The sequence below is a fragment of the [Collinsella] massiliensis genome, from assembly GCF_002161605.1.
Lineage (GTDB): Bacteria > Actinomycetota > Coriobacteriia > Coriobacteriales > Coriobacteriaceae > Enorma.
The window spans coordinates 46,685-65,591 of the sequence record NZ_NFIE01000012.1 but is presented as its reverse complement, the minus strand read 5'-3'; the positions used below and the strand labels follow the sequence as shown (position 1 = coordinate 65,591).

Genomic DNA, 18,907 nt, shown 5'->3' with positions numbered 1-18,907 from the left:
AGCGCGGATGGAGAGGAACGTGATGGGCGAGCTGAACATGCACAGGGCCGCCGGAACCAAGCCGAACTTCAGCGACATAGCGAGGCGCCACGGCCTGGACCGGCACACGGTCGCGAAATACTGGAGGGAGGGGGCGGAGGCGGGGGACCGCAGGTCCGAGCGCGAGAGCGCCTTCGAGCGCGTGAGGCCGGTGGTCGAGGCGAAGGCCCAGCTGCCCGGGATGACCAAGCGCGCCGTCTACGAGCTGCTGGCCCACAGGTACGGCGACCCGCCGCTGCCCGGCTACGGGGCGTTCACCGCGTGGTGCCGGCGCCAGGGCATAGCCTTCGGGCGCGCCGCCGCCCCCGAGGCGCACCCGAGGTTCGAGACGCCGCCGGGCAGGCAGCTGCAGTTCGACTGGAAGGAGGGGATGCGGCTCGTCGACGCGGAGGGCGAGGTCCACGAGTTCAGCGTGTTCACCGCGACGCTCGGCTACTCGCGCAGGCACGTGTTCATCCCGACGAGGTCGAGGACGACCGACGACCTGCTGGCGTGCCTGCTGGCGACGTTCAGGACGCTGGGCGGGGCACCCGAGGAGCTGGTGACCGACAACATGCCCGCTGCCGTCGCCGTCGGGGGCGGCAGGAGGCGCAGGTCCGAGCGCGTCGAGAGGTTCGTGCGCGAGGCCGGGTGCAGGCTCGTGCTCTGCCGGCCGCGCAGCCCCGAGACCAAGGGCAAGGACGAGAGCGCCAACCGCTTCCTCTCCAGGCTCTCCGCCTACGCGGGCGAGTTCTCCGGCTGGGAGGGCCTCCTCGAGTGCGTGGCGCGCGTGGAGCGCCGCAGCAACGAGGAGCCCAACGGGACGACGGGGGTGCCGCCCGCGGCGCTGTTCATGCGGGAGAAGGAGGCGCTGCGCCCGATCGGCAACATGCGCCTGCTGGAGTCGATGGTCGGGGACGTGAGCGTCCAGACCGTGCCGCCCACGATGCTCGTGAGGGCGGCGGGGCGCCAGTGGTCGGTGCCGAGGCGCTGCATCGGCAGGCGCGTCGCCGTCGTCGCCATGCCCGGAGGCCAGGTGCGGGTGCGCATGGGCGGCGAGGAGGTGGCGGTGCACGACGCCTCGGGGGCCGCCGGCCCGATCGTCTACCGGGAGGAGCACTACATGGAGGCGCTCGACGGCAAGCGCTGGGCGGACGGCGACATACGCGCCGCGGCCCGCGCCAACCTCGACCTGCTCGACGCGCTCGGAGGGGGCGGTGCGGAGTGAGCGCGGTCGCCGAGGCGAGCCCCTCGATCAGGGCGCGGGACAACCTCTCGGCGCTCGGGCTCCACGAGATGGCGGCGTCGCTGCCCGACTACGTGCGCATGGTCTCGGCCGGCGAGCGGGACTTCTGCTCCGCGCTCGAGGAGATGACCCGCGTCGAGGTCGCGGCGCGGGAGGCCAGGATCGTCCGCCAGCGCATACGCTCCTCGGGCTTCCCCTACGTGAAGGGGCTCGCCGACTTCGACTGGGACTTCCAGCCGAGCGTGCCGAGGGCCCGGGTCGAGGAGCTCGCGACGCTCAGGTTCGTAGAGCGCGCCGAGAACGTGCTGCTCGTCGGCAGCCCGGGCGTGGGCAAGACCCACCTCGCCGTGGCCATCGGCATCGAGGCCGTGCGCGCGGGGCGCGAGGTGAGGTTCATGGACTGCGCGAGGCTCGTCGAGGACCTGCAGGACGCGCAGGCCCGCGGGATCCTCAAGAAGCGCCTCAAGTACTACGCGCACTCGAAGCTGCTCGTCATCGACGAGCTCGGGTACCTCGACATCGGGGAGGGCGGCGCCGACCTGCTCTTCCAGCTCATCTCGACGCGCTACGAGCAGCGCTCGACGATCATCACCACCAACGTCGGCATCGGCGGGTGGGGGAAGGTGTTCGGCGACGACGTGGCGGCGAGCGCCATCGCGGACTGCGTCTGCCACCACTGCCACGTCATCAAGATCACGGGCAGGTCCTACCGGCTGAAGGACCTGCCGCGCGAGAGGAGGGACGCCGATTAGCCGAAAACGGTGAAAGCGCGTTGGCGGATCTGGTGAAAGCGCGTTGGCGCGATCGGCGCCGATTCGTTTGCGCGATTGGCGAAAAGTAGGTTGACGGTATCAGCGCCCAGTCGGGCTTGGCGGCCATGAGCATGGCGAGCATCTCCTCCTGCTGCGCGAGGCCGGGGCGCTCCGAGACCGACCACGCCACGATCTCCTTGCTGCCGAAGTCGTAGACCGGCGCGAGGTAGGCCTTGCCGAAGGAGAGCCTGAACTCGGTGACGTCGGTGCCCATCTTCCGCCAGGGGCCGTCGGCGGAGAAGTCGCGGCCGAGCACGTTCTCGAAGGTCTTCCCGACGACCCCCTTGTACGAGCTGTACCCGCGGCGGCCGGCCCCCCTGCGGATGCCGCACCTGAGCCCCATCTCGCGCATCATCTTGAGCACCGTCTTGTCGGCGATGCGCTCGCCGTCGACGGCCCTCAGCTCCATCGCCACCTGGCGGTGGCCGACGCCGTTCGGGAGCCTGCCGAAGATCTCGGCGACGCGCGGCCGGAGCTCGGGCCTGGTCGGGGCCTTCGGGTGCGCGAGCGCGTAGTAGTAGGTCGACCTGGGCAGCGACGCCGCCTCGAGGAGGTCGGCCAGGGGGAACCGCCCCGAAAGCTCCGCTACGGCCGCCGCCCGCTCCCGGGCAGCAAGCCGAGCTCCGCCTTCAGGGCTATCGATTTTTTTAGGTACGCCACCTGCGCCTCGAGCCTGCGCACCTCGCGCTCGAGCTCCTGCTCGCGGGTCGCGGGCGCGGACGCCTTGCGCGGCCGGCCCTTCGGCTTCGGCCTCAGCGCCGCCGCGCCGCCCTCGCGGTACAGGCGGCACCAGCTCCTGAGCGGCGACTCGCTCGCGATCCCGAAGCGCCTCATCGCCTCGGGCCCGGCCATCCCGCCGTCGACGACGGCGCTCGCGGCGGCGACCTTGGTCTCGTAGTCGTATCTCCTGTGGGCACCCATGTCCAGCAGCGCATCCCTCCCGACGGCGCGGTACGTCAGGAACCATTTTTCCACAGCCTTGGCCGGCACGCCAAGGTGCGCCGCGGCCGCCCTGTGGCCGAGCCCGCGCTCGAAGAGCCCGCAGGCGAGCTCCCTCACCGACCTGTCGTAGATCGTCATGGAAAAGCCTCCCATCCCCAGGACTTTACTTTCCAGTCCAAGAAATGGGAGGCAGTTCACGTGTTCCAACCAACCCCTTTTTTCGTTTGATGGGTTGATTGGGGACGTGTTCCTTTCAACCCCTTTTTTCGCTCGCGAGGACATTCGCGCCATTTGCCGAAACCAGGGCTCCCCGCACGTTTTGAATCCCTAAACTATATAAGCTCCTCACCTTGCTTGACGCTTCAAGCGTCGCGCCGTCGCGAGAGGAGCCCGCCTATGCCAAGGCCACCTAGACAGTACTCGGAGTTCGGGCTGTACCATGTGATGCTCCGGGGCAGCGGCAAGCAGATCATCTTCGAAGACGATTCCGATCGGCGAACCTTCTTGAAGCTGCTCAGGGAGAAGACGGCGGCAGACGACGTGAAGGTCATCGCATGGTGCCTCATGGGCAACCATGTTCACCTGCTGCTCGATGACCCGGAGCATGCGCTCAGCCACTTCATGCACGCGCTCGCCACGGCGTACGCGCGCCGATTCAACGACAAGACCGGCCATGCGGGCGCCGTGTTCCAAGGCCGATTCGCGAGCGTTCCCATAGCAAGCGATGCCCAGCTGTTGCAAGCGGTTCGCTATATCCACGAGAATCCCGTCAAGGCGGGCATGGGTTCTATCGATGCGTTTCCGTGGAGCAGCTATCGAGAGTATCTGGGCGAAGCGCGCGTCGCGGATACGGCCATGGTGCTCGACATGGTCGGCGGCAGGGAGGGCTTCCTGCGCTTTTGCAGCGACGGGCGGTTCGGGTCGTATTGTTTCAGGGCGACGAGGCGTGTGTCCGACGATGACGCGCTCGAGGTGGTGCGCTGCGCATTGGGCGGCATTGAGCCCACGGACGTGAAGAAGCTGCCGCGGGAGCGGCGGGACGAGGCGCTGCGGTCGCTCCGTGCGGCAGGCATCACGGTGAAGGAGATGGAGCGGCTGACGGGGGTTGGCCATAACACCATCTCTCGTGTGACGAAATGCGTGAATCCGAGGCTGGCCTGCGGTGTTCGGCGCGGTCTATAGTGATGGGTTGAAATGGACGGGTTGAATAAGGGGTTGAAAGGAACACGTCCCCAACCAACCCATGAGGAGGGGAAAGATGAAACGAATCGTGTTCTTCGACATCGACGGGACGCTCACGCGGGGTGTGACCTCGGGTGCGTATCTGGCGGGGTTGCTCGGGCACGGGCGCGCGATGGAGGAGGCGGAGGCCGCCTACGCGCGCGGCGAGATCGACAACGACGAGGTGTGCCGCATCGACGCGGCGGGGTACGCCGGACGCAGCCGGGACGAGCTGTTCTGCCTGCTCGAAGACATGCCGCTCGTCGAGGGCGTGCGCCGCGCCGTCGAGGCCGTCCACGCGGCCGGCGCAGAGGCGCACATCGCCTCGCTTGCCTGGGGCGTCGTGGGGGAGTTCCTCTGCGCGCAGTATGGGTTCGACGGCTACGTGGGATCCGAGCTCGAGGTCGCAGACGGCGTGTGCACGGGTGGGGTGGCGCGTGCGCTCGAGAGCGAGGGCAAGTGCGTCTATGCGCGTGAGCTTTGCGCTGCCCGCGGGATCGACCCCTCCGCCTGCATCGCGGTCGGGGACAGCCGATCGGATATACCGCTCTTCGAGCTCGTGGGGACATCCGTCGCCTTCAACGCGAGCGAGGAAGCTGAGCGCGCAGCCACGCACGTCTATCGGGGCGACGACATCGCCGAAGCGATCGCGGCCGTCCTGTAGCGGGCGCGCCGCGCTCTTCGCCGCCGCACCTCGGGCGTAACCACGCGTCGCTCCCTCGAACGCGTAGATTTCTCCACGCCCACCCCGCCTCGCGAGCGCCCGCCAGGCCGATGTGGTACCATACCGTCCGTTACACCTAACGGCTATCAGCAGGAGCTTGAATCCATGGGTCCCTTCCAGATTCTCATCTTCATCGTGTGGGCGCTCTCCACGCTCGCCCTCATCGCGCTCGTCCTCATGCACTCCGGCAAGGGCACGGGCATCTCGGACATGATCGCGAGCAGCCTGTACAACTCCAACGCCGCCACGGGCATCATGGAGCGCAACCTCGACCGCCTGACGGTCATCGTCGCCATCGTCTTCGCCGTGTGCGTCGTGCTCTGCATGTTCTTCTTCCCGCAGGGCGGCATCGTGGGCGTGGACGTCATCTAGCGTTCCGACGCGGCTACAATCGAGCGCCGGCGGGGGCTGCCCTCCGTCGGGGAAGGGGCTGCGAGATGCTTGATCGCAGAACGTTCATCGGTGGGGCGCTCGGCGCGGCTGCGCTCGGGGCGTTCTCCGCTTGCGGGCGCATCGCTGCCGAGGATCCCGGCAGCGGAGATGTCGCGGCGACCCAGCCGCTCTCGGTGTGCATCGCGCCGCCCCGTTCGATCGATCCCTGCGGCGCGACCGACACGAGCTCGCTCGCCGTGGTCTGGCAGCTCTTCGATTCCCTCACCTCCTTCGACTTCGCCACGGGCGAGCTCGCCTGCCTCGCGGCGGATCGCTACGAGGTGTCCGACGACGCCCGCACGTTCACGTTCCATCTGCGGCAGGCGACGTTCCAAAACGGCGATACCGTGACTTCCGCCGACTTTAAGCGCGCCTGGGAGCGCATCGTGAATCCCGCGAGTGCGGCGTCGGAGGAGACCGAGCCCTCGGGCCTTGCGAACATGCTCTCCGTGATCGAGGGCTACGCCGAGCTGCGCGCAGGCACCGCGCGCGAGCTCGCGGGCGTGAGCTGCCCGGATGATGCCACGTTGAGCATCGCGCTCCGCACGCCCTATGCGGATCTCCCCTATGTCCTCGCGCATCCCGCGCTGGGTCCCGTGCCCGTGCTCGCCGATGAGGACCCCGAGTCGTTCGCCGCCCAGCCGGTGGGAAACGGCCCCTTCCAGATGGCGCGCTCGTGGGAGCCGGGGACGGCGCAGATCGAGCTCGCGCGCTTCGACGCCTATGCCGGCGAGCCCGCGACGCTCGCCTCGGTGCACCTCGAGATCGCCGAGGACGTCGAGCAGGCGTTCCAACGCTTCCAGACCGACGAGGTCGACGTGTGCCGCTGCCCGGTGCGCGACGCGCATGGCGCCGCCTCGAGCCTGGGGCGCGTGGAGGATGGCAGCGTCATGACGGGCGACGACCACTTCGTATGCTGCACCGGCTTGGCGACGAGCATGCTGGCCTGCAACGTGCAGGGGCAAGCGCTCGGCAACGCCGACGTGCGCCGTGCTCTCTCACTCGCCATCGATCGCGCGTACCTCGCCGACACCCTCTACCGCGAGACGCGCCGCGCCGCCGACGGCGTGGTCTCGCCCGCCATCGCGGGCTACCGTGAGGCTGCATGGCCGTACGCGGCTTACGACACCGCCCGCGCGGAAGAGCTGCTCGACGCCGTGTATCCCGTGCTCGAGGATGACGCGCGCGGCCTCACGGTGCGCTTGCTGTACAACGCGGACGGCGGGCATCGCGAGGTCATCGAAGCGGTCGTGGAGAACCTGGCGAAGGTGGGCGTGACCTGCGAACCCGAGGACGTGGACATCGAGACGCTGCGCGAGCGCGTCGCGGCGCGGGACTTCGATCTCGTGCGCATGGATTGGGCGACGGACGCACCCGTGATGGACGGCGTGCTGTTCCCGCTCTTCTTCTCGGGAAACGCTTCCTCCACGAACGTCTCGGGATACCACGACGAGCGCGTGGACGAGCTGCTCGCCACGGCGCGTACCACGCTCGAGGAGGCGAACCGCATCGCGCTGCTCCAGGAGGCGGACGCCGCCATCGGTCGCGATTGCCCCGTCATCCCGCTCCTGTTCCAAGGCGCGCCCTACGTGGGCTCGGAACGCATCGAGGAGCTATCCATCGCGCCGCAGGGGCGCATCGATCTCGCGCGCGCCCAGCTGGGGGATTAGCGGTGATAGGAGCCGGCGCCGCGCGTCTCGCGCGAGCGGGCGGGTGTGCGGGCGGAAGCGCGCGCTTGAGTCAATTGAACCCGTCCCCAATGACTCAAGGAATTTCTCAAAATTCCCCCTTGCGCATCGGGGGTGGGTTGGGTAATATACTCCTTGCTGCTTTTGTCGGAGTGGCGGAATTGGCAGACGCGCTAGCTTGAGGTGCTAGTGTCCTAACCACGGACATGCGGGTTCAAGTCCCGCCTCCGACACCATCGAATCCTCGAAGCCTCCTCGGAGGCTTTTTTCTTATCGGGGCACCGCGCCGCAGCCGCACGCGCCCCGAGGTCCGCGCGGACGAGGGGAGTGCCATGGAGTCTTCCGGTCGTGACGAGCTGGCCGAGCTCACGCGTGTCGCGGAGCTCACGAGCGATGCTGTCGTGGCGTGCGACCTCGACGGCTCCATCTTCCATGCGAACACCCGCTTCCTCGAGCTCGTGGGCATGCCGCGCGAGCGCGTCATCGACACCGACGTCAAGGACCTGCTGTTCAGCGATTCCTTCGAGCGCGCCGACGGCCACCGGCTGCCCTTTTTGCTCGACGGCAGCGACTGCACGCTCATGCTCAAGCTCTCGGACGGCTCGTTCGTCCCCGTGCTCGTGCGCGCCATCCAGGTCGCGGGTTCCGCCACGTTCCGCCGGCGCCTGCTGAAGCGCCACGCCGCGCGCGGCTCCGCCCTCCTCACCGTTCACAGCCTCGAGGAGCGCTACGCCTACGACCGCCAGATGCGGCGCATGGTCTCCGAGCTCCAGGCGGCGAATAAGCGCCTTTCGGGCACGCTCTCGGTCATCATGTCCACCGTCGGCGCCGAGAGCCTTCCGGCGCTTCTGGACACCGTCCTCAACAAGCTCGCCGACGCGCTCGACGCGGACGGCGCGGAGGTCTACTTCTCCGAGGGCGGCGGGTTCAAGCTGCGTGCGATCTCCGAGAGCCTCGTGCACGACTACGTGCCCGAGTTCATCCCCTTCGGCGTCGGCGTCCCCACGTACGTGCTTCGGAAGGGCTCGTCGTGCCGTCTGTCCATCGTGCGGCCGGGGGAGGACGCGCGGGAGGATACCGGATCCATCTACGACCTCGATATGCGCAAGAGCCGCAAGCTCAGGCCCCAGTACATGCCGCCGTACAAGACGCTCATCGCCGTGCCGCTGTTCTTCGGCACGCAGCTGCTCGGCGTCATGGAGCTCGGCTGGAAGCGCCCCACCACCTCGCGCAGCTACGACGTGAACGTGATCGAGGTCGTGTGCGACTACCTGTCCATCGAGCTTATGAGCCTTGTGACGAGCATGCGCGCGAGCCGCACCGCCGAGCTCGGCCGCTCGCTCAACCACGTGCGCGACGTCGTGTACGCGATGGGCGGCGACAAGGGCATCGCGTGGGCGGAGGCGGTCGCCGAGGTGCGGCGCGTCCTCGACTGCCATGTGTGCCCCATCGTCCACGACGACGAGCGGGGGGTCTTTGCGATCGACTTCGAGGGCGGGAACCGCGTGCCGCTGCCCGGCGACATCGACCAGCTCTTCTTCTCCACCACCGCACCCGCGGCGTTCGTGGGGCAATCCGTCCGCGACCCGTTCTCCCTCGGCCAGCACGGCCCGGAGGATGAGGGCGACCTCGAGGGGACGCGCATCACGCGCATCGAGCGGCTCTCGCGCGTGGGCAGGTGGCTCGCCAGCCACGGCCTGCCCGACCAGGGCGCCTTCGTCGAGGTGCGCGGCATCAACGGCCCGTCCAACCTTGCGGCGATGAAGGGCGACGAGCCCGGCCTCGTTGCGCTCGGCAGTCCGGTGCCGGCTCGGTTCCTGCTGCTGCGCGACGACTCGCAGGAGCCCATCGACGACATCGAGTTCGACTACCTGACGCGCCTCGCCCACGAGTTCGAGCTCAGGGAGCGCGAGGAGAGCGAGCACACGGAGACGACGCGCATCGCCCAGACGCTCCAGGCGGGCATGAAGAGCGCGCTCGGCGAGGTGCCGGGCATCATCGGCGACGCGCTGTATTCGTCCGCCACGCGCCAGGCGCTCGTGGGCGGCGACTTCTACACGCTCATGCGCCTGCCCGACGACCGCGCCGTCATGATCTTGGGCGACGTGTCGGGCAAGGGCGTCGAGGCGGCGTCGATGTCGGCGCTCGTGAAGACCGCGCTCACGGCGTATGCGTGGGAGGGGCTGAGCCCCGTGGCGATGGTGCGCGCGCTCAACGCCATGCTCATGAGCTTCTCGCGCGTGGAGACGTTCGCCACCATGTTCGTCGCCCGGCTCGATTTGCGCCGCGGCGAGGCGACGTACTGCTCGGCGGGCCACCCGCCCTCGATGCTTTTGCGCGAGGCGCACGGCGAGGACGGCAAGGGCGCCGCGCGCGAGGCGGAGCTGCTGAGCACGCAGTCCGGCGTGGTGGGCGCCTTCGAGAGCATGGCGTACCAGGGCGGGACGTTCACCTTCTCACCCGGCGACATCCTCTTCATGTACACGGACGGCGCCATCGAGGCGAGAAACGCCGAGGGCGAGTTCTTCGGCGAGCAGCGCCTGCGCGAGATCCTGCTCGAGCGGAGCGCGGACGGTGCACGGGGGCTCTGCCAGGGCGTCCTCGATGAGCTCGACGCCTTCACGGACTCCTCGCTCGAGGACGACATCGCGCTCGTGGCGCTCGAGTTCGAGTAGCCGAGGGGCGCGTGCCGCCGGTTTGCGGGCGCAGACCCCTTCGTGCGGCGCACCTCCGGGCTCGGTGGCCAATTATTCCAGTTTTGTGACGCGCATCCTGCAGAAATGGGGGTGCGGTTCGCGCATCGTGCTGGTAGCGGGGTCGCTTATGCCTGTTGTGGCGATAGGTCACCCGTGTTTTCGCAGGAAGTGCGTCACAAAACTGGAAATAATGGCCGCCCGCCCGATTCGAGGTCGGCCTCGCGCCATCCCGCGTCCGGCTCAAGGTCGACGCGTGGCTCGGCTGGGCGATTTCCGTACGCCCCCTCGCATGGCGCGTCCGCCGTCCGCGTTGATTAGAAGCGCATGCGCCGGGGAATCATGGCCGTATGCGTGAATGGAACGACATAGCGGTCATCGCCCCGCCGCGCGATATCGATATCGCGTCGGTGCCGGCGCTGCGCGACGAGATGGATACCTATATCTCGTCCGGAGCGCGCCGCATTATCGTCAACTGCGAGCACGTGACGTTCATAGATTCCACGGGGCTCGCGCTGCTGCTCACGTGCGCCCGCCGCCTCATGGCCGCCGATGGCCTGCTCTCCCTCGTGAACGCCTCGCCCGCTGTGGCGCGCTTCCTGCAGATCGCGCGGCTCATCGACATCCTCCATGTGAGCGGGGCCAAGCGCCCGCCCGTCCCGGCGCTGTCGCCGGGCGAGCTTCCGCAGTGGTCGAAGAGCATGCAGGTGCAGGAGGGCGTCGAGCACCTGGGCGCGTACCGCCACCGCGTGGTGGAGCTGCTCGAGGGGCTTCCCATGACGAACGAGGACCGCTACGACACCGCGCTCGCGGCAAGCGAGGCGCTCGGCAACGCGTACGACCATGCGTGCGCCGCCGGCTGCGTGCTCAACATGCGCGCCTACCGCGACCGCGTGGTGATCGAGGTACTCGACTGCGGGTGCGGTTTCGAGCTCTCGGACGACGAGGTGCCTGCCGAGTCCGAGGAACGCGGCCGCGGCATTCGCCTCATGCGCCTGCTCGTCGACAGCGTCGAGGTGCGCCGTCGCACCGACGCCCGCGGCACCATGACGCGTCTCGTGAAGCTCCTCGACGCGTGAGGGCGGCGACGCTCATTCTGCTGACTCTAGAGGTTTGGCGGGAATGCGCTTCCTGCCATCACGTTGCCGCGCACACCGGTTGACTTTCGGTGCGAAACGTCAACCAACGCTCGCTTGTTTCCACCAGCGCTCGACCGCATACTGAAGGCAATGGCCGGCCGGCTCCCGTCCATCGCATCAGAGGGGTCATCATGAACGAAACGATCAATATCGGGCGCACGATTGCGCGCAAGCGCCGGAGCAGGGGCATCACGCAGGAGGCGCTCGCGGCGCATCTGGGCGTCTCGAAGGCGGCGGTCTCAAAGTGGGAGCTCGGCCAGAGCCTGCCCGATGTGAGCCTGCTGCCCCGCATCGCCGCGTACTTCTCGCTTACGCTGGACGAGCTCTTCGACTGGCGGGGCGCGCTCTCGGAGGAGGAGTCCGCCGCGCTCTACGCCGAGGTCTATGCGCTGGGGGAGCGGGATCTGCGCGCGGCGCACGAGCGGCTGCGCGCGCTCGCGGCGGAGCACTATTCGGATGCGAACCTGCTCCTCATGCTGGCGTCGCTCCTCACGATGTGGGCGGCGGGCATGGCGACGCCGTTCACGCCGGCGCACGGGGAGGGCGAAGCCGGGGCCGAACCCAGGGCGCTCATCGACGAGACCCTGACGCTGCTCGACCGGGTGCTCGAGGTTGCGACGGATCCCTCGACGCTTTTCCTCGCGCAGCAGCAGAAGGCCGCGACGCTCTTCCAGGCGGGGCGCTATGAGGACGCCGCGGCGCTCCTGGAGCTGCTCGTGCACCGGCAGGACGCGGCCGCCTCGACGATGCTGCTCGCCTCCGCGTACCGCAAACTCGGCCGTGCGGGCGAGGCGCGCGGGCTGCTGCAGGCGGAGCGGCTGCGTGCGGCGAACTTCGTGCTCTCGTCGCTCGCGCAGGAGGTCGCGACGCGGGACGACGCGGCGTTCGCGCGGGCTGCCGGAAGCGCGGCTGAGGCGGTCTTCGAGGCGCTCGACATGGGTGCGGTGAACCCGGCGTACGCGTCGACGATGGCCTTCGAGGTGGCCGAGGCGCTGCGGCGCGCGGGAGAGCAGGAGGCTGCGCTTACGGCGCTCGCCCACGCCGTTGAGGCTGCGGAGGGCGTGTTGGCGCGGCCGGATGCTTCGACCTCCCCGCTCTGGGACTGCGTTGCCGAGCGATTCGACCCCGCGCGCTCCGGCGCGGCATGGGCGGAGCACAAGGAGCGCCAGGCGGACGAGCTGCGTCGCGCCGTGCGCCACATGGCCGCCGAGCGCGTCCTCGCGCCCACGTGGGGCGCGTTTGCCGGCGACGATGCCCGCTACCAGGAGATCGCCGCCGCGGCCGAGCGCGTGCGGGATGAGGGGTAGGAGGCGGCGCAGCAGGAGCACGCTACCGAGAGCGGGCCGATAGAGGCCGTCCGGTCTTACGCTCCGCAGGCCGCGCTACAGCACGTCGAGGACGTGCTTCCAGCCCGCGCGCTCTTCGGGGTGCTCGGCGACGCGCGCCTTGAGCTGCGCGAGCATGTCCGGGTTGCGACGGAATACGTCGATGTCGTTCGCCACGCGGGCGCGCGCGATATGGTCGTCGATCTCCCCGGGCGTGTGGAACGCGGCCGGGTCGGTCGGATCGTACCAGTACCCCCTGTGCTCTCGCGCCGTCCTCGGCCGGTCGTAGTCCAGCCAGTTCGAGCGCTCGACCTTCTCCTTGTCGAGAACTACCATGATCGGCTCCCTTCCTTGTTCGACTCCAGGGTCAAGGGAGAGCATAGCGCGATGCGAAACGCTTTGTTGAGTCGTCGCTAGTAGTGGTATCTCAGCACGGCAAGGGGAAACGGAGTACACTAATTTATTTTGCTTCGATGCGAATGAATCATGCGCCGGTGGGCGGCGGGTCCAGAAGGGCTGCCGTTCGCATGCGTGAGGTGTCACGGGCTCAACGGGCGCCTTGGGTGCGTTCTTGAGCTTGATGGAGCCCATGCAGGCTCTGCCGGCAAATGAAGACACTTTCTACCGGCACATACCAAAACAGGCCAGAGACCATAGCCTCTGACCTGTATCATTCGTGGTGGGCGTTACAAGATTTGAACTTGTGACCTCTTCCGTGTCAGGGAAGCGCTCTCCCCCTGAGCTAAACGCCCGTTCAGGGTGCGCCATCAGCGCAAGGGATAATATACCGAAGCCCGCCCGCCATGTAAAGCGGGAGTTTGAAAAAACTTGAATCTGCGTTCCCGCGCGGCGTGCATCGACAGCCGCGCGCACCGCCGCTCAAGCTCCTACGCGCCGTACGCCAGGTGCGCCTCATCGATCCCGCGGAGCGTCCCTTCCAGGTAGCGCCGCGCCCACCATTGTGCCGCGGGGAGGTTCTGATCGAGGTAGTTGCCGCACTCCGCCGCCGCAGCGCCGGGAATCTCGCCCTCGAAGTCGCAGACGAACTCGAAGAGCCGCGTCACGAGCGGCGCGATCTCGCGCGACGACACCTCGCCGAACACCACGAGGTAGAAGCCCGTGCGGCAGCCCATGGGGCCGAAGTAGACTACGCGGCTCGCCCACTCGGGGTCGTTGCGCAAAAACGTCGCGCCCAGGTGCTCGATGGTGTGCACCTCGGCGGTGTTCATCACGGGCTCGCGGTTGGGCGCGGTGAGGCGCAGGTCGAACGTCGTCACCACGGCGCCCGTGGCGGGGTCGCGGTCGACGCGCGAGACGTATACGCCCGGCTCGAGCGTGAGGTGGTCGACGGTGAAGCTCGCTATCTTCTCCATGGTGCGTCCTTTCGGGTCATGCGGTGCGTTCGTGCAAAGCCGTTCGTGCAAAGCCTGTCCCTAAACATAGCAAAAAGTATCGTTTTGAACCCGTCCCTAAATGACTCATTGGGTGCGGGGGCGCTTGTCGCGGTCGAGGTTGATGTTCTCGAACGTGTCGCTGATGAAGTCGTCGCCGAAGTGCCGGTCGATGTACTCCTCGAAGACGTTCTGCGGCGGGATGCCCTCCTGGCGCTTGCCGGCGCGGTAGAAGCACATGACCGTGATGCTGACGTCGAGCGCGATGAAGGCCGCGAGGAGCCCCGCCACCACCGCCTGCCGGCGCGTCGTGGGCTCGCCGATGCGGAAGAGCATCTCCGGCATGATGAGCTTGCACCACGCGAGCCCCAGCACGCCCCACATGATGAGGAAGCGCCACGCCACCCACTGCGTGATGTGGTCGGGGAAGTGCAGGTACGACCACGACCACGCGTGCATGACCGTCTCCATGCCCCAGCCGGCGATCTGCTCGAGGATGCCGCCGATGCCCGCCGAGATGACGAAGATTATCCAGATGGGCTGGTTGCGCAGCGGCCAGAGCACCGCGGTGAGCAGCACCGCGCCGAATCCGTAGAGCGGCGAGAACGGCCCCCACACCAGGCCCACACGGCTCTCCACGACGCCGTAGAGGGCGTACATGTAGACCGTCTCGAGGATGAGCCCGAGCACCGAGGCGACGAGGAAGATGATGATGTATTGGTAGAACCCCGGGGCGTGGTCGTTCAGGAAGTCCTCACGTAGCGCGCGCCGGGCCTCGTAGATGACGCGCTGCTGCGCGGACGAGATCTTGGGGCGGAGCTTGGTGCGGCCGAACGCGGAGCTCTCGGTCCAGATGGCGTCGTCGTACACGCCGGCGTCGATGCGTCCCTGGCGCAGCATCCGCTTGAAGGTTCTGCCCGCGCCGCGCGCCGCGAGGTAGCGCTGGATGAGGTACGAGATGCCGCGCGCGATGAGGAAGAGCGCGACGATGAGCACGACGATGCGAAACACACGGTCTCCTTACGGATGCAGGTGGCGACGGAAGTTCGATTCGTATGAAATGCTTGCCGACCATTGTACCCGCCCGGAAATATATTCAGAAAAAGCCCTCGTAACGAGCGCATCCAAAAAAAGTTGAAATTTATGCTTGCAAGACGGGGGGAACTTGCGTATAGTACTTTCTCGCAAGCGGACATGGCTCAGTTGGTAGAGCACAACCTTGCCAAGGTTGGGGTCGCGGGTTCGAGCCCCGTTGTCCGCTCCATTGCATGAGACGGGCCGGATGATTTCATTCGGCCTTTTTCATCGGCGACGTGGCCAAGTGGTAAGGCAGAGGCCTGCAAAGCCTTTACCCCCAGTTCGAATCTGGGCGTCGCCTCCATCGAGCGCATGCCGGCGGCGGGTTCACCCGCTGCCGGTTTTTTGTTTCCGCGCGCGGCCGTCCACCCCCGATAGCACAGATCCCGGCCGCCGTACCGCGACCGGGATCCGTCTCGTACCTATATATCCGCGCGCGGTCGGCGGGACGCATGCCCGCCCGCCGCCGGAGCAGCCCGCGTTAGCGCCCCACCTCGGTCTTGCCGATCATGATGTTCAAGATTTCCACGTCCGTGGGCTTCATGCCCACGCGGCCCACGTAGCCCATGCTCGCGATGGTCTCCTCGATGGTCTCCTGAACGAGGCCCTCGCCCGCGCGGAAGCTCCGGCCGGCCATCGCCATGTCGTGCCCGAGGATGGCCGCGTCCACCGCCGCCGAGATCTTCGCCGCGCAGCTCGACTTCGCGCCGTCGCACACGATGCCGCCCACGTTGCCCAGGGTGTTCACGATCGTGGCGCCCACCTGCTCGGGCGTGCCGCCGCTCATCCACGTGATGGCCGCACCCGCGCCGCAGGCCGCGCACACCGCGCCGCAGAACGCCGAGAGCGCGCCGATGTAGCTCTTCACATGGATCGCGACGAGGTCGGAGAGGGCGAGCGCGCGCAGCAGCCGGTCGCCCTCGACCCCGAGGCGCTCGGCGTACTCCAGGACGGGCAGGCACGCGGTGATGCCCTGGTTGCCCGAGCCGCACACGATCACGACGGGCATCGCGCAGCCGCTCATGCGCGCGTCTGACCCGGCCGCAGCGCGGGCGCGGGCGCGGCAGGGGGTGTCGTCCTCGCGGCTGTCGAGCAGCGTGCGGCCCACCTCGGCGCCCCAGGCGTGCTCGAGCCCCTCGCGCGAGATCGCGTCGTTCAGGGAGAGCTGGCGCTCGAGGGCGTCGCGCGCGGCATCGATATCCCCGTCCTCGGCGAACTCGATGATGGCCTCGAGGCTGAGGGCGGAGAGCACCTGGTCGTGCGCATCGCGCGCGTCGCTCGCGACCGCCTCGGGCGAGTCGTAGGCGCCGTCGAGCCTCACCCCGTCGAGCGCGCGGTAGGCGACGTTCGTGTGGTGTTCGGCGATGATGACGTCCGCGGTATGTCCGGAGGCGTGGGCACGCACGCGGATATAGAGGTTCGGCACGTCGACGGCGAGCGAGACCTCTGCATAACCCGCACGGTCGAGCAGCTCGCGGGTGCGCGCCCGGTCCGCGTCATCGACGTCCTCGAGCACCTCGAGCGCGCTCGCGGCGTTCCCGCCCACGGCGCCGAGGGTCGCGGCCGCCTCGAGCCCGGCGAGGCCGCCGGAGTTGGGCACGGTGACGCTCTTGACGTTCTTGATGATGTTGCCGGAGCAGTCGAGCTCGAGGCGCTCGGGCTCGCAGCCGAGGGTCTCGCGCGCCAGCGCGGCGGCATAGGCGACGGCGATGGGCTCCGTGCACCCGAGGGCGCAGACGAGCTCGCGGTTGAGGATGTCGCAGAATGTGCGGTCGCGTTCGGCGGGGGAGAGGGGTTCGGCCATCGTGTGCTCCTTATGATGCGGTCGGGTGACAGAAATCCCCTCCATCATTGCAGCCCGCCCGCACGCCGTCAACGAGGCCTGCCCGCCTCCCGTTCGGCGCGCATATAGAACCGTTCCTCCACCTCATCGAAGTTCCGGGCGAAGTCCTCCATGGACCCGCACCACGTCGCGCGCGGCGGCGTGCCGCGGCCCACGTAGGCGGTCTGGATGCCGCAGTCGGGGAAGGGGATGTCGCGCTTGGGGTCGTTGCCCACCATGAGCACCTCGTGCGGGTCGAGCCCGAGCACCTCGAGGGATTCGAGGTAGTAGCGGGCGTCCGGCTTGCAGCGCGTGGAGTTCTCCATGGTGGTCACGAGCTCGAAGGGCATGTCGAGCATGCCGCCCCAGGCCATACGGCACTCGATGCAGGCGCGGCTGAAGCTCGGGTTCGTGAGGAGCGCGATGCGCAAGCCCCGGTCCACGACCTCCTCGACCGCCTCGTGCGCGCCGGGGCGCGGGCGGGCGGCGACGACCCCGTCGTTTCTGCGGGGAAGCACCTCGCGCTCATAGTATTCGAAGGCGTCGGCGATGACGGGGTCGCTAAGCGGGATGCCCAGGCGCCGCTCGATCTCGTCGTCGACGTAGGCGCGGTTCGTGCGCGCGTCGCTCTCGGCGCGGGCGTTGGCGTTCAGGTCGTGGAGCACGCCGCCCAAGCCGGCGAGGGCGGCGAGCGGGCTCTTGCGCCCGATGTCGGCGAGCAGCCGCGCCTCGTCGCGGGCGAAGACGGCGATGAAGGCGGTCAGGTTGATGCTGAGCAACGTATCGTCCATATCGAAGGCCACCGCTTTGAGCATGCCGCTCTCCTCCTTAGCGCGCGCTGTCCGGCCGTGAACCACGTTCTACCCAAAATGCTATAAAAACCGGTATGAAACCTAGCGAAAAAACAGGTTACGCACGGAAAAAATCGCACGACGTGCTTGAAAACGCGGGCATTTCAACGTAACCTATTACTTCGTGAATCGATACGGTTCACGTTCGTATCTATCGGCCCCCGAGTGTACCAACGGTGGCGTGAGCGGACCTTCCGCATATGCGCGCATCAGCCGGTTCGAGCAATCGGGGCCCCGTACTTCGAAAGGGGTCCACCTTTGAGTGAGATTCAGAACCCGTCCATCTTCTCGCTGGATGACGACATCACCCCGGAGGAGATGAACAGCCTGTATGACGATTCGGTGATCGACTTCAACGAGGGCGACATCGTCAACGGCACCGTGGTCAAGATCGGGAAGGACGAGGTCCTCGTCGATATCGGATTCAAGTCCGAGGGCGTCATCCCGGTCCGTGAGCTGTCCATCCGCAAGGACGCCGACCCGGCGAGCATCGTCGAGATCGGCGACCCGATCGAGGCCCTCGTGCTCCAGAAGGAGGACAAGGAGGGTCGCCTCGTGCTGTCCAAGAAGCGTGCCGAGTACGAGCGCGCCTGGAACCGCATCGAGGAGAAGTTCCACTCCGGCGAGAACGTCGAGGGCGAGGTCATCGAGGTCGTCAAGGGCGGTCTCATCCTCGACATCGGCCTGCGCGGCTTCCTGCCCGCCTCCCTCGTCGACCTGCGCCGCGTGAAGGATCTCACGCAGTACCTGCACACCTCCATCGAGGCGCGCGTCATCGAGATGGATCGCAACCGCAACAACGTCGTGCTCTCCCGCCGCGTGGTGCTCGAGGAGTCCCGCAAGGCCGAGCGCCAGGAGATCCTCTCCAAGCTCAAGCCCGGCATGCGCCTGCGCGGCACCGTGTCCTCGATCGTCGACTTCGGCGCCTTCGTCGACCTCGGCGGCATCGACGGCCTCGTGCACATCTCCGAGCTCTCCTGGAACCACGTCAACCACCCCTCCGAGGTCGTCAAGGTCGGCCAGGAGATCGAGGTCGAGGTGCTCGACGTCGACCTCAACCGCGAGCGCATCTCCCTCGGCCTCAAGCAGACCACCGAGGATCCGTGGCACGCGCTCGTCAAGAAGTACCCGGTGGGCGCCATCGTCGAGGGTACCGTCACGAAGCTCGTGCCGTTCGGCGCGTTCGTCGACCTCGGTGAGGGCATCGAGGGCCTCGTGCACATCTCCGAGATGGCCAACAAGCACGTCGACCAGCCCAGCCAGGTCACCCATGTGGGCGCCAAGGTGCAGGTCAAGGTCATGGAGATCGAGCTCGATCGTCGTCGCATCTCGCTGTCGATGAAGTCCGCCGCCGAGACCCTCGGCGTGGAGATCGAGGTCGCCCCGCTCGACAAGCCCGAGGAGAAGGCCGAGGACGCCGAGTAGCGTCCGGGTTCTATCCCGTACATTGAGAGCCGAGCGCCCTGGTGCCATGTGCATCAGGGCGCTTTTTCATGCTGGAATGCTGGGGGGAAGGGATGTGCGCG

17 protein-coding genes and 4 tRNA genes are annotated in these 18,907 nt (G+C 67.7%); 13 read left to right on the top strand and 8 right to left on the bottom strand.

The annotated features are described in order from the left end of the window. Positions 1-7 precede the first annotated feature (7 nt). Together istA and istB are read left to right on the top strand one after the other, a co-directional pair. The gene (istA, locus tag B5G02_RS06325) at positions 8-1,246 is read left to right on the top strand and encodes an IS21 family transposase (RefSeq protein ID WP_094335615.1); all 1,239 of its coding nucleotides are present in this window, start codon (positions 8-10) and stop codon (positions 1,244-1,246) included. Further along, complete coding sequence (gene istB / locus B5G02_RS06320; protein WP_094335614.1) at positions 1,243-2,016, top strand: IS21-like element helper ATPase IstB; 774 nt, start codon at positions 1,243-1,245, stop codon at positions 2,014-2,016. Before istA ends, istB begins: the two co-directional genes overlap by 4 nt. On the opposite strand, the gene B5G02_RS10150 is transcribed toward istB, so the two are convergent. Together B5G02_RS10150 and B5G02_RS06310 are read right to left on the bottom strand one after the other, a co-directional pair. Further along, complete coding sequence (locus B5G02_RS10150) at positions 1,958-2,530, bottom strand: hypothetical protein (protein WP_342631566.1); 573 nt, start codon at positions 2,528-2,530, stop codon at positions 1,958-1,960. The genes istB and B5G02_RS10150 overlap by 59 nt on opposite strands. A gap of 131 nt (positions 2,531-2,661) precedes the next feature. Continuing rightward, complete coding sequence (locus tag B5G02_RS06310) at positions 2,662-3,156, bottom strand: helix-turn-helix domain-containing protein (RefSeq protein ID WP_241146181.1); 495 nt, start codon at positions 3,154-3,156, stop codon at positions 2,662-2,664. A gap of 258 nt (positions 3,157-3,414) precedes the next feature. Between B5G02_RS06310 and B5G02_RS06305 the strand changes: the two genes are divergently transcribed. The 8 genes from B5G02_RS06305 (at position 3,415) to B5G02_RS06270 (ending at position 12,222) form a co-directional block, all read left to right on the top strand. Next, positions 3,415-4,200, top strand: a complete 786-nt coding sequence (locus B5G02_RS06305) for a transposase (RefSeq protein ID WP_094335613.1) — start codon at positions 3,415-3,417, stop codon at positions 4,198-4,200. Positions 4,201-4,276: 76 nt separating this feature from the next. Then, positions 4,277-4,903 (top strand): HAD family hydrolase, encoded by a 627-nt coding sequence (locus B5G02_RS06300; protein WP_094335612.1) that lies wholly within the window; start codon positions 4,277-4,279, stop codon positions 4,901-4,903. 165 nt (positions 4,904-5,068) lie between these two features. Further along, positions 5,069-5,335: a preprotein translocase subunit SecG gene (gene secG / locus B5G02_RS06295; protein ID WP_019238282.1), complete on the top strand. Its 267-nt coding sequence runs from the start codon at positions 5,069-5,071 to the stop codon at positions 5,333-5,335. Positions 5,336-5,400: 65 nt separating this feature from the next. Beyond that, positions 5,401-7,065 (top strand): ABC transporter substrate-binding protein, encoded by a 1,665-nt coding sequence (locus B5G02_RS06290; protein ID WP_094335611.1) that lies wholly within the window; start codon positions 5,401-5,403, stop codon positions 7,063-7,065. Between the two features lie 164 nt (positions 7,066-7,229). Beyond that, positions 7,230-7,319, top strand: a tRNA-Leu gene (locus B5G02_RS06285). 96 nt (positions 7,320-7,415) lie between these two features. Beyond that, on the top strand, positions 7,416-9,758 hold the full coding sequence (locus tag B5G02_RS06280; RefSeq protein ID WP_094335610.1) for a SpoIIE family protein phosphatase: 2,343 nt from the start codon (positions 7,416-7,418) through the stop codon (positions 9,756-9,758). Between the two features lie 368 nt (positions 9,759-10,126). Continuing rightward, positions 10,127-10,855: an anti-sigma factor antagonist gene (locus B5G02_RS06275; RefSeq protein WP_094335609.1), complete on the top strand. Its 729-nt coding sequence runs from the start codon at positions 10,127-10,129 to the stop codon at positions 10,853-10,855. A 191-nt stretch (positions 10,856-11,046) separates the two neighbouring features. Continuing rightward, positions 11,047-12,222 (top strand): helix-turn-helix domain-containing protein, encoded by a 1,176-nt coding sequence (locus B5G02_RS06270; RefSeq protein ID WP_094335608.1) that lies wholly within the window; start codon positions 11,047-11,049, stop codon positions 12,220-12,222. 75 nt (positions 12,223-12,297) lie between these two features. Here the strand turns inward: B5G02_RS06270 and B5G02_RS06265 are convergent, their stop codons facing one another. The 4 genes from B5G02_RS06265 to B5G02_RS06250 form a co-directional block, all read right to left on the bottom strand. Continuing rightward, entirely contained in the window at positions 12,298-12,576 is a 279-nt protein-coding gene (locus B5G02_RS06265; protein ID WP_094335607.1) for a hypothetical protein, read from the bottom strand. Between the two features lie 341 nt (positions 12,577-12,917). Continuing rightward, positions 12,918-12,992 (bottom strand) — tRNA-Val (locus tag B5G02_RS06260). A 135-nt stretch (positions 12,993-13,127) separates the two neighbouring features. Beyond that, on the bottom strand, positions 13,128-13,613 hold the full coding sequence (locus B5G02_RS06255) for an S-ribosylhomocysteine lyase (RefSeq protein WP_094335606.1): 486 nt from the start codon (positions 13,611-13,613) through the stop codon (positions 13,128-13,130). A gap of 105 nt (positions 13,614-13,718) precedes the next feature. Continuing rightward, positions 13,719-14,642, bottom strand: coding sequence for a putative ABC transporter permease (locus tag B5G02_RS06250; RefSeq protein ID WP_094335605.1), 924 nt, complete (start codon positions 14,640-14,642; stop codon positions 13,719-13,721). Between the two features lie 177 nt (positions 14,643-14,819). Here B5G02_RS06250 and B5G02_RS06245 point away from each other — a divergent pair. Both B5G02_RS06245 and B5G02_RS06240 read left to right on the top strand, forming a co-directional pair. Beyond that, a tRNA-Gly gene (locus tag B5G02_RS06245) sits at positions 14,820-14,895 on the top strand. 43 nt (positions 14,896-14,938) lie between these two features. Beyond that, a tRNA-Cys gene (locus B5G02_RS06240) sits at positions 14,939-15,012 on the top strand. A 177-nt stretch (positions 15,013-15,189) separates the two neighbouring features. On the opposite strand, the gene B5G02_RS06235 is transcribed toward B5G02_RS06240, so the two are convergent. Then, the gene (locus B5G02_RS06235) at positions 15,190-16,512 is read right to left on the bottom strand and encodes a serine dehydratase subunit alpha family protein (RefSeq protein ID WP_094335604.1); all 1,323 of its coding nucleotides are present in this window, start codon (positions 16,510-16,512) and stop codon (positions 15,190-15,192) included. Between the two features lie 68 nt (positions 16,513-16,580). Further along, positions 16,581-17,345 (bottom strand): HAD family hydrolase, encoded by a 765-nt coding sequence (locus B5G02_RS06230; protein WP_094335603.1) that lies wholly within the window; start codon positions 17,343-17,345, stop codon positions 16,581-16,583. 294 nt (positions 17,346-17,639) lie between these two features. Here B5G02_RS06230 and rpsA point away from each other — a divergent pair, with 294 nt between their 5' ends. Beyond that, the gene (rpsA, locus tag B5G02_RS06225) at positions 17,640-18,806 is read left to right on the top strand and encodes a 30S ribosomal protein S1 (RefSeq protein ID WP_019238298.1); all 1,167 of its coding nucleotides are present in this window, start codon (positions 17,640-17,642) and stop codon (positions 18,804-18,806) included. Positions 18,807-18,907 lie beyond the last annotated feature (101 nt).

Coding starts and splice junctions, on each gene's coding strand:
- istA (WP_094335615.1), top strand. CDS start 8: ATGGAGAGGAACGTGATGGGCGAGCTGAACATGCACAGGGCCGCCGGA.
- B5G02_RS06310 (WP_241146181.1), bottom strand. CDS start 3,156: ATGACGATCTACGACAGGTCGGTGAGGGAGCTCGCCTGCGGGCTCTTC.
- B5G02_RS06305 (WP_094335613.1), top strand. CDS start 3,415: ATGCCAAGGCCACCTAGACAGTACTCGGAGTTCGGGCTGTACCATGTG.
- B5G02_RS06300 (WP_094335612.1), top strand. CDS start 4,277: ATGAAACGAATCGTGTTCTTCGACATCGACGGGACGCTCACGCGGGGT.
- secG (WP_019238282.1), top strand. CDS start 5,069: ATGGGTCCCTTCCAGATTCTCATCTTCATCGTGTGGGCGCTCTCCACG.
- B5G02_RS06290 (WP_094335611.1), top strand. CDS start 5,401: ATGCTTGATCGCAGAACGTTCATCGGTGGGGCGCTCGGCGCGGCTGCG.
- B5G02_RS06280 (WP_094335610.1), top strand. CDS start 7,416: ATGGAGTCTTCCGGTCGTGACGAGCTGGCCGAGCTCACGCGTGTCGCG.
- B5G02_RS06275 (WP_094335609.1), top strand. CDS start 10,127: ATGCGTGAATGGAACGACATAGCGGTCATCGCCCCGCCGCGCGATATC.
- B5G02_RS06270 (WP_094335608.1), top strand. CDS start 11,047: ATGAACGAAACGATCAATATCGGGCGCACGATTGCGCGCAAGCGCCGG.
- B5G02_RS06265 (WP_094335607.1), bottom strand. CDS start 12,576: ATGGTAGTTCTCGACAAGGAGAAGGTCGAGCGCTCGAACTGGCTGGAC.
- B5G02_RS06255 (WP_094335606.1), bottom strand. CDS start 13,613: ATGGAGAAGATAGCGAGCTTCACCGTCGACCACCTCACGCTCGAGCCG.
- B5G02_RS06235 (WP_094335604.1), bottom strand. CDS start 16,512: ATGGCCGAACCCCTCTCCCCCGCCGAACGCGACCGCACATTCTGCGAC.
- B5G02_RS06230 (WP_094335603.1), bottom strand. CDS start 17,345: ATGCTCAAAGCGGTGGCCTTCGATATGGACGATACGTTGCTCAGCATC.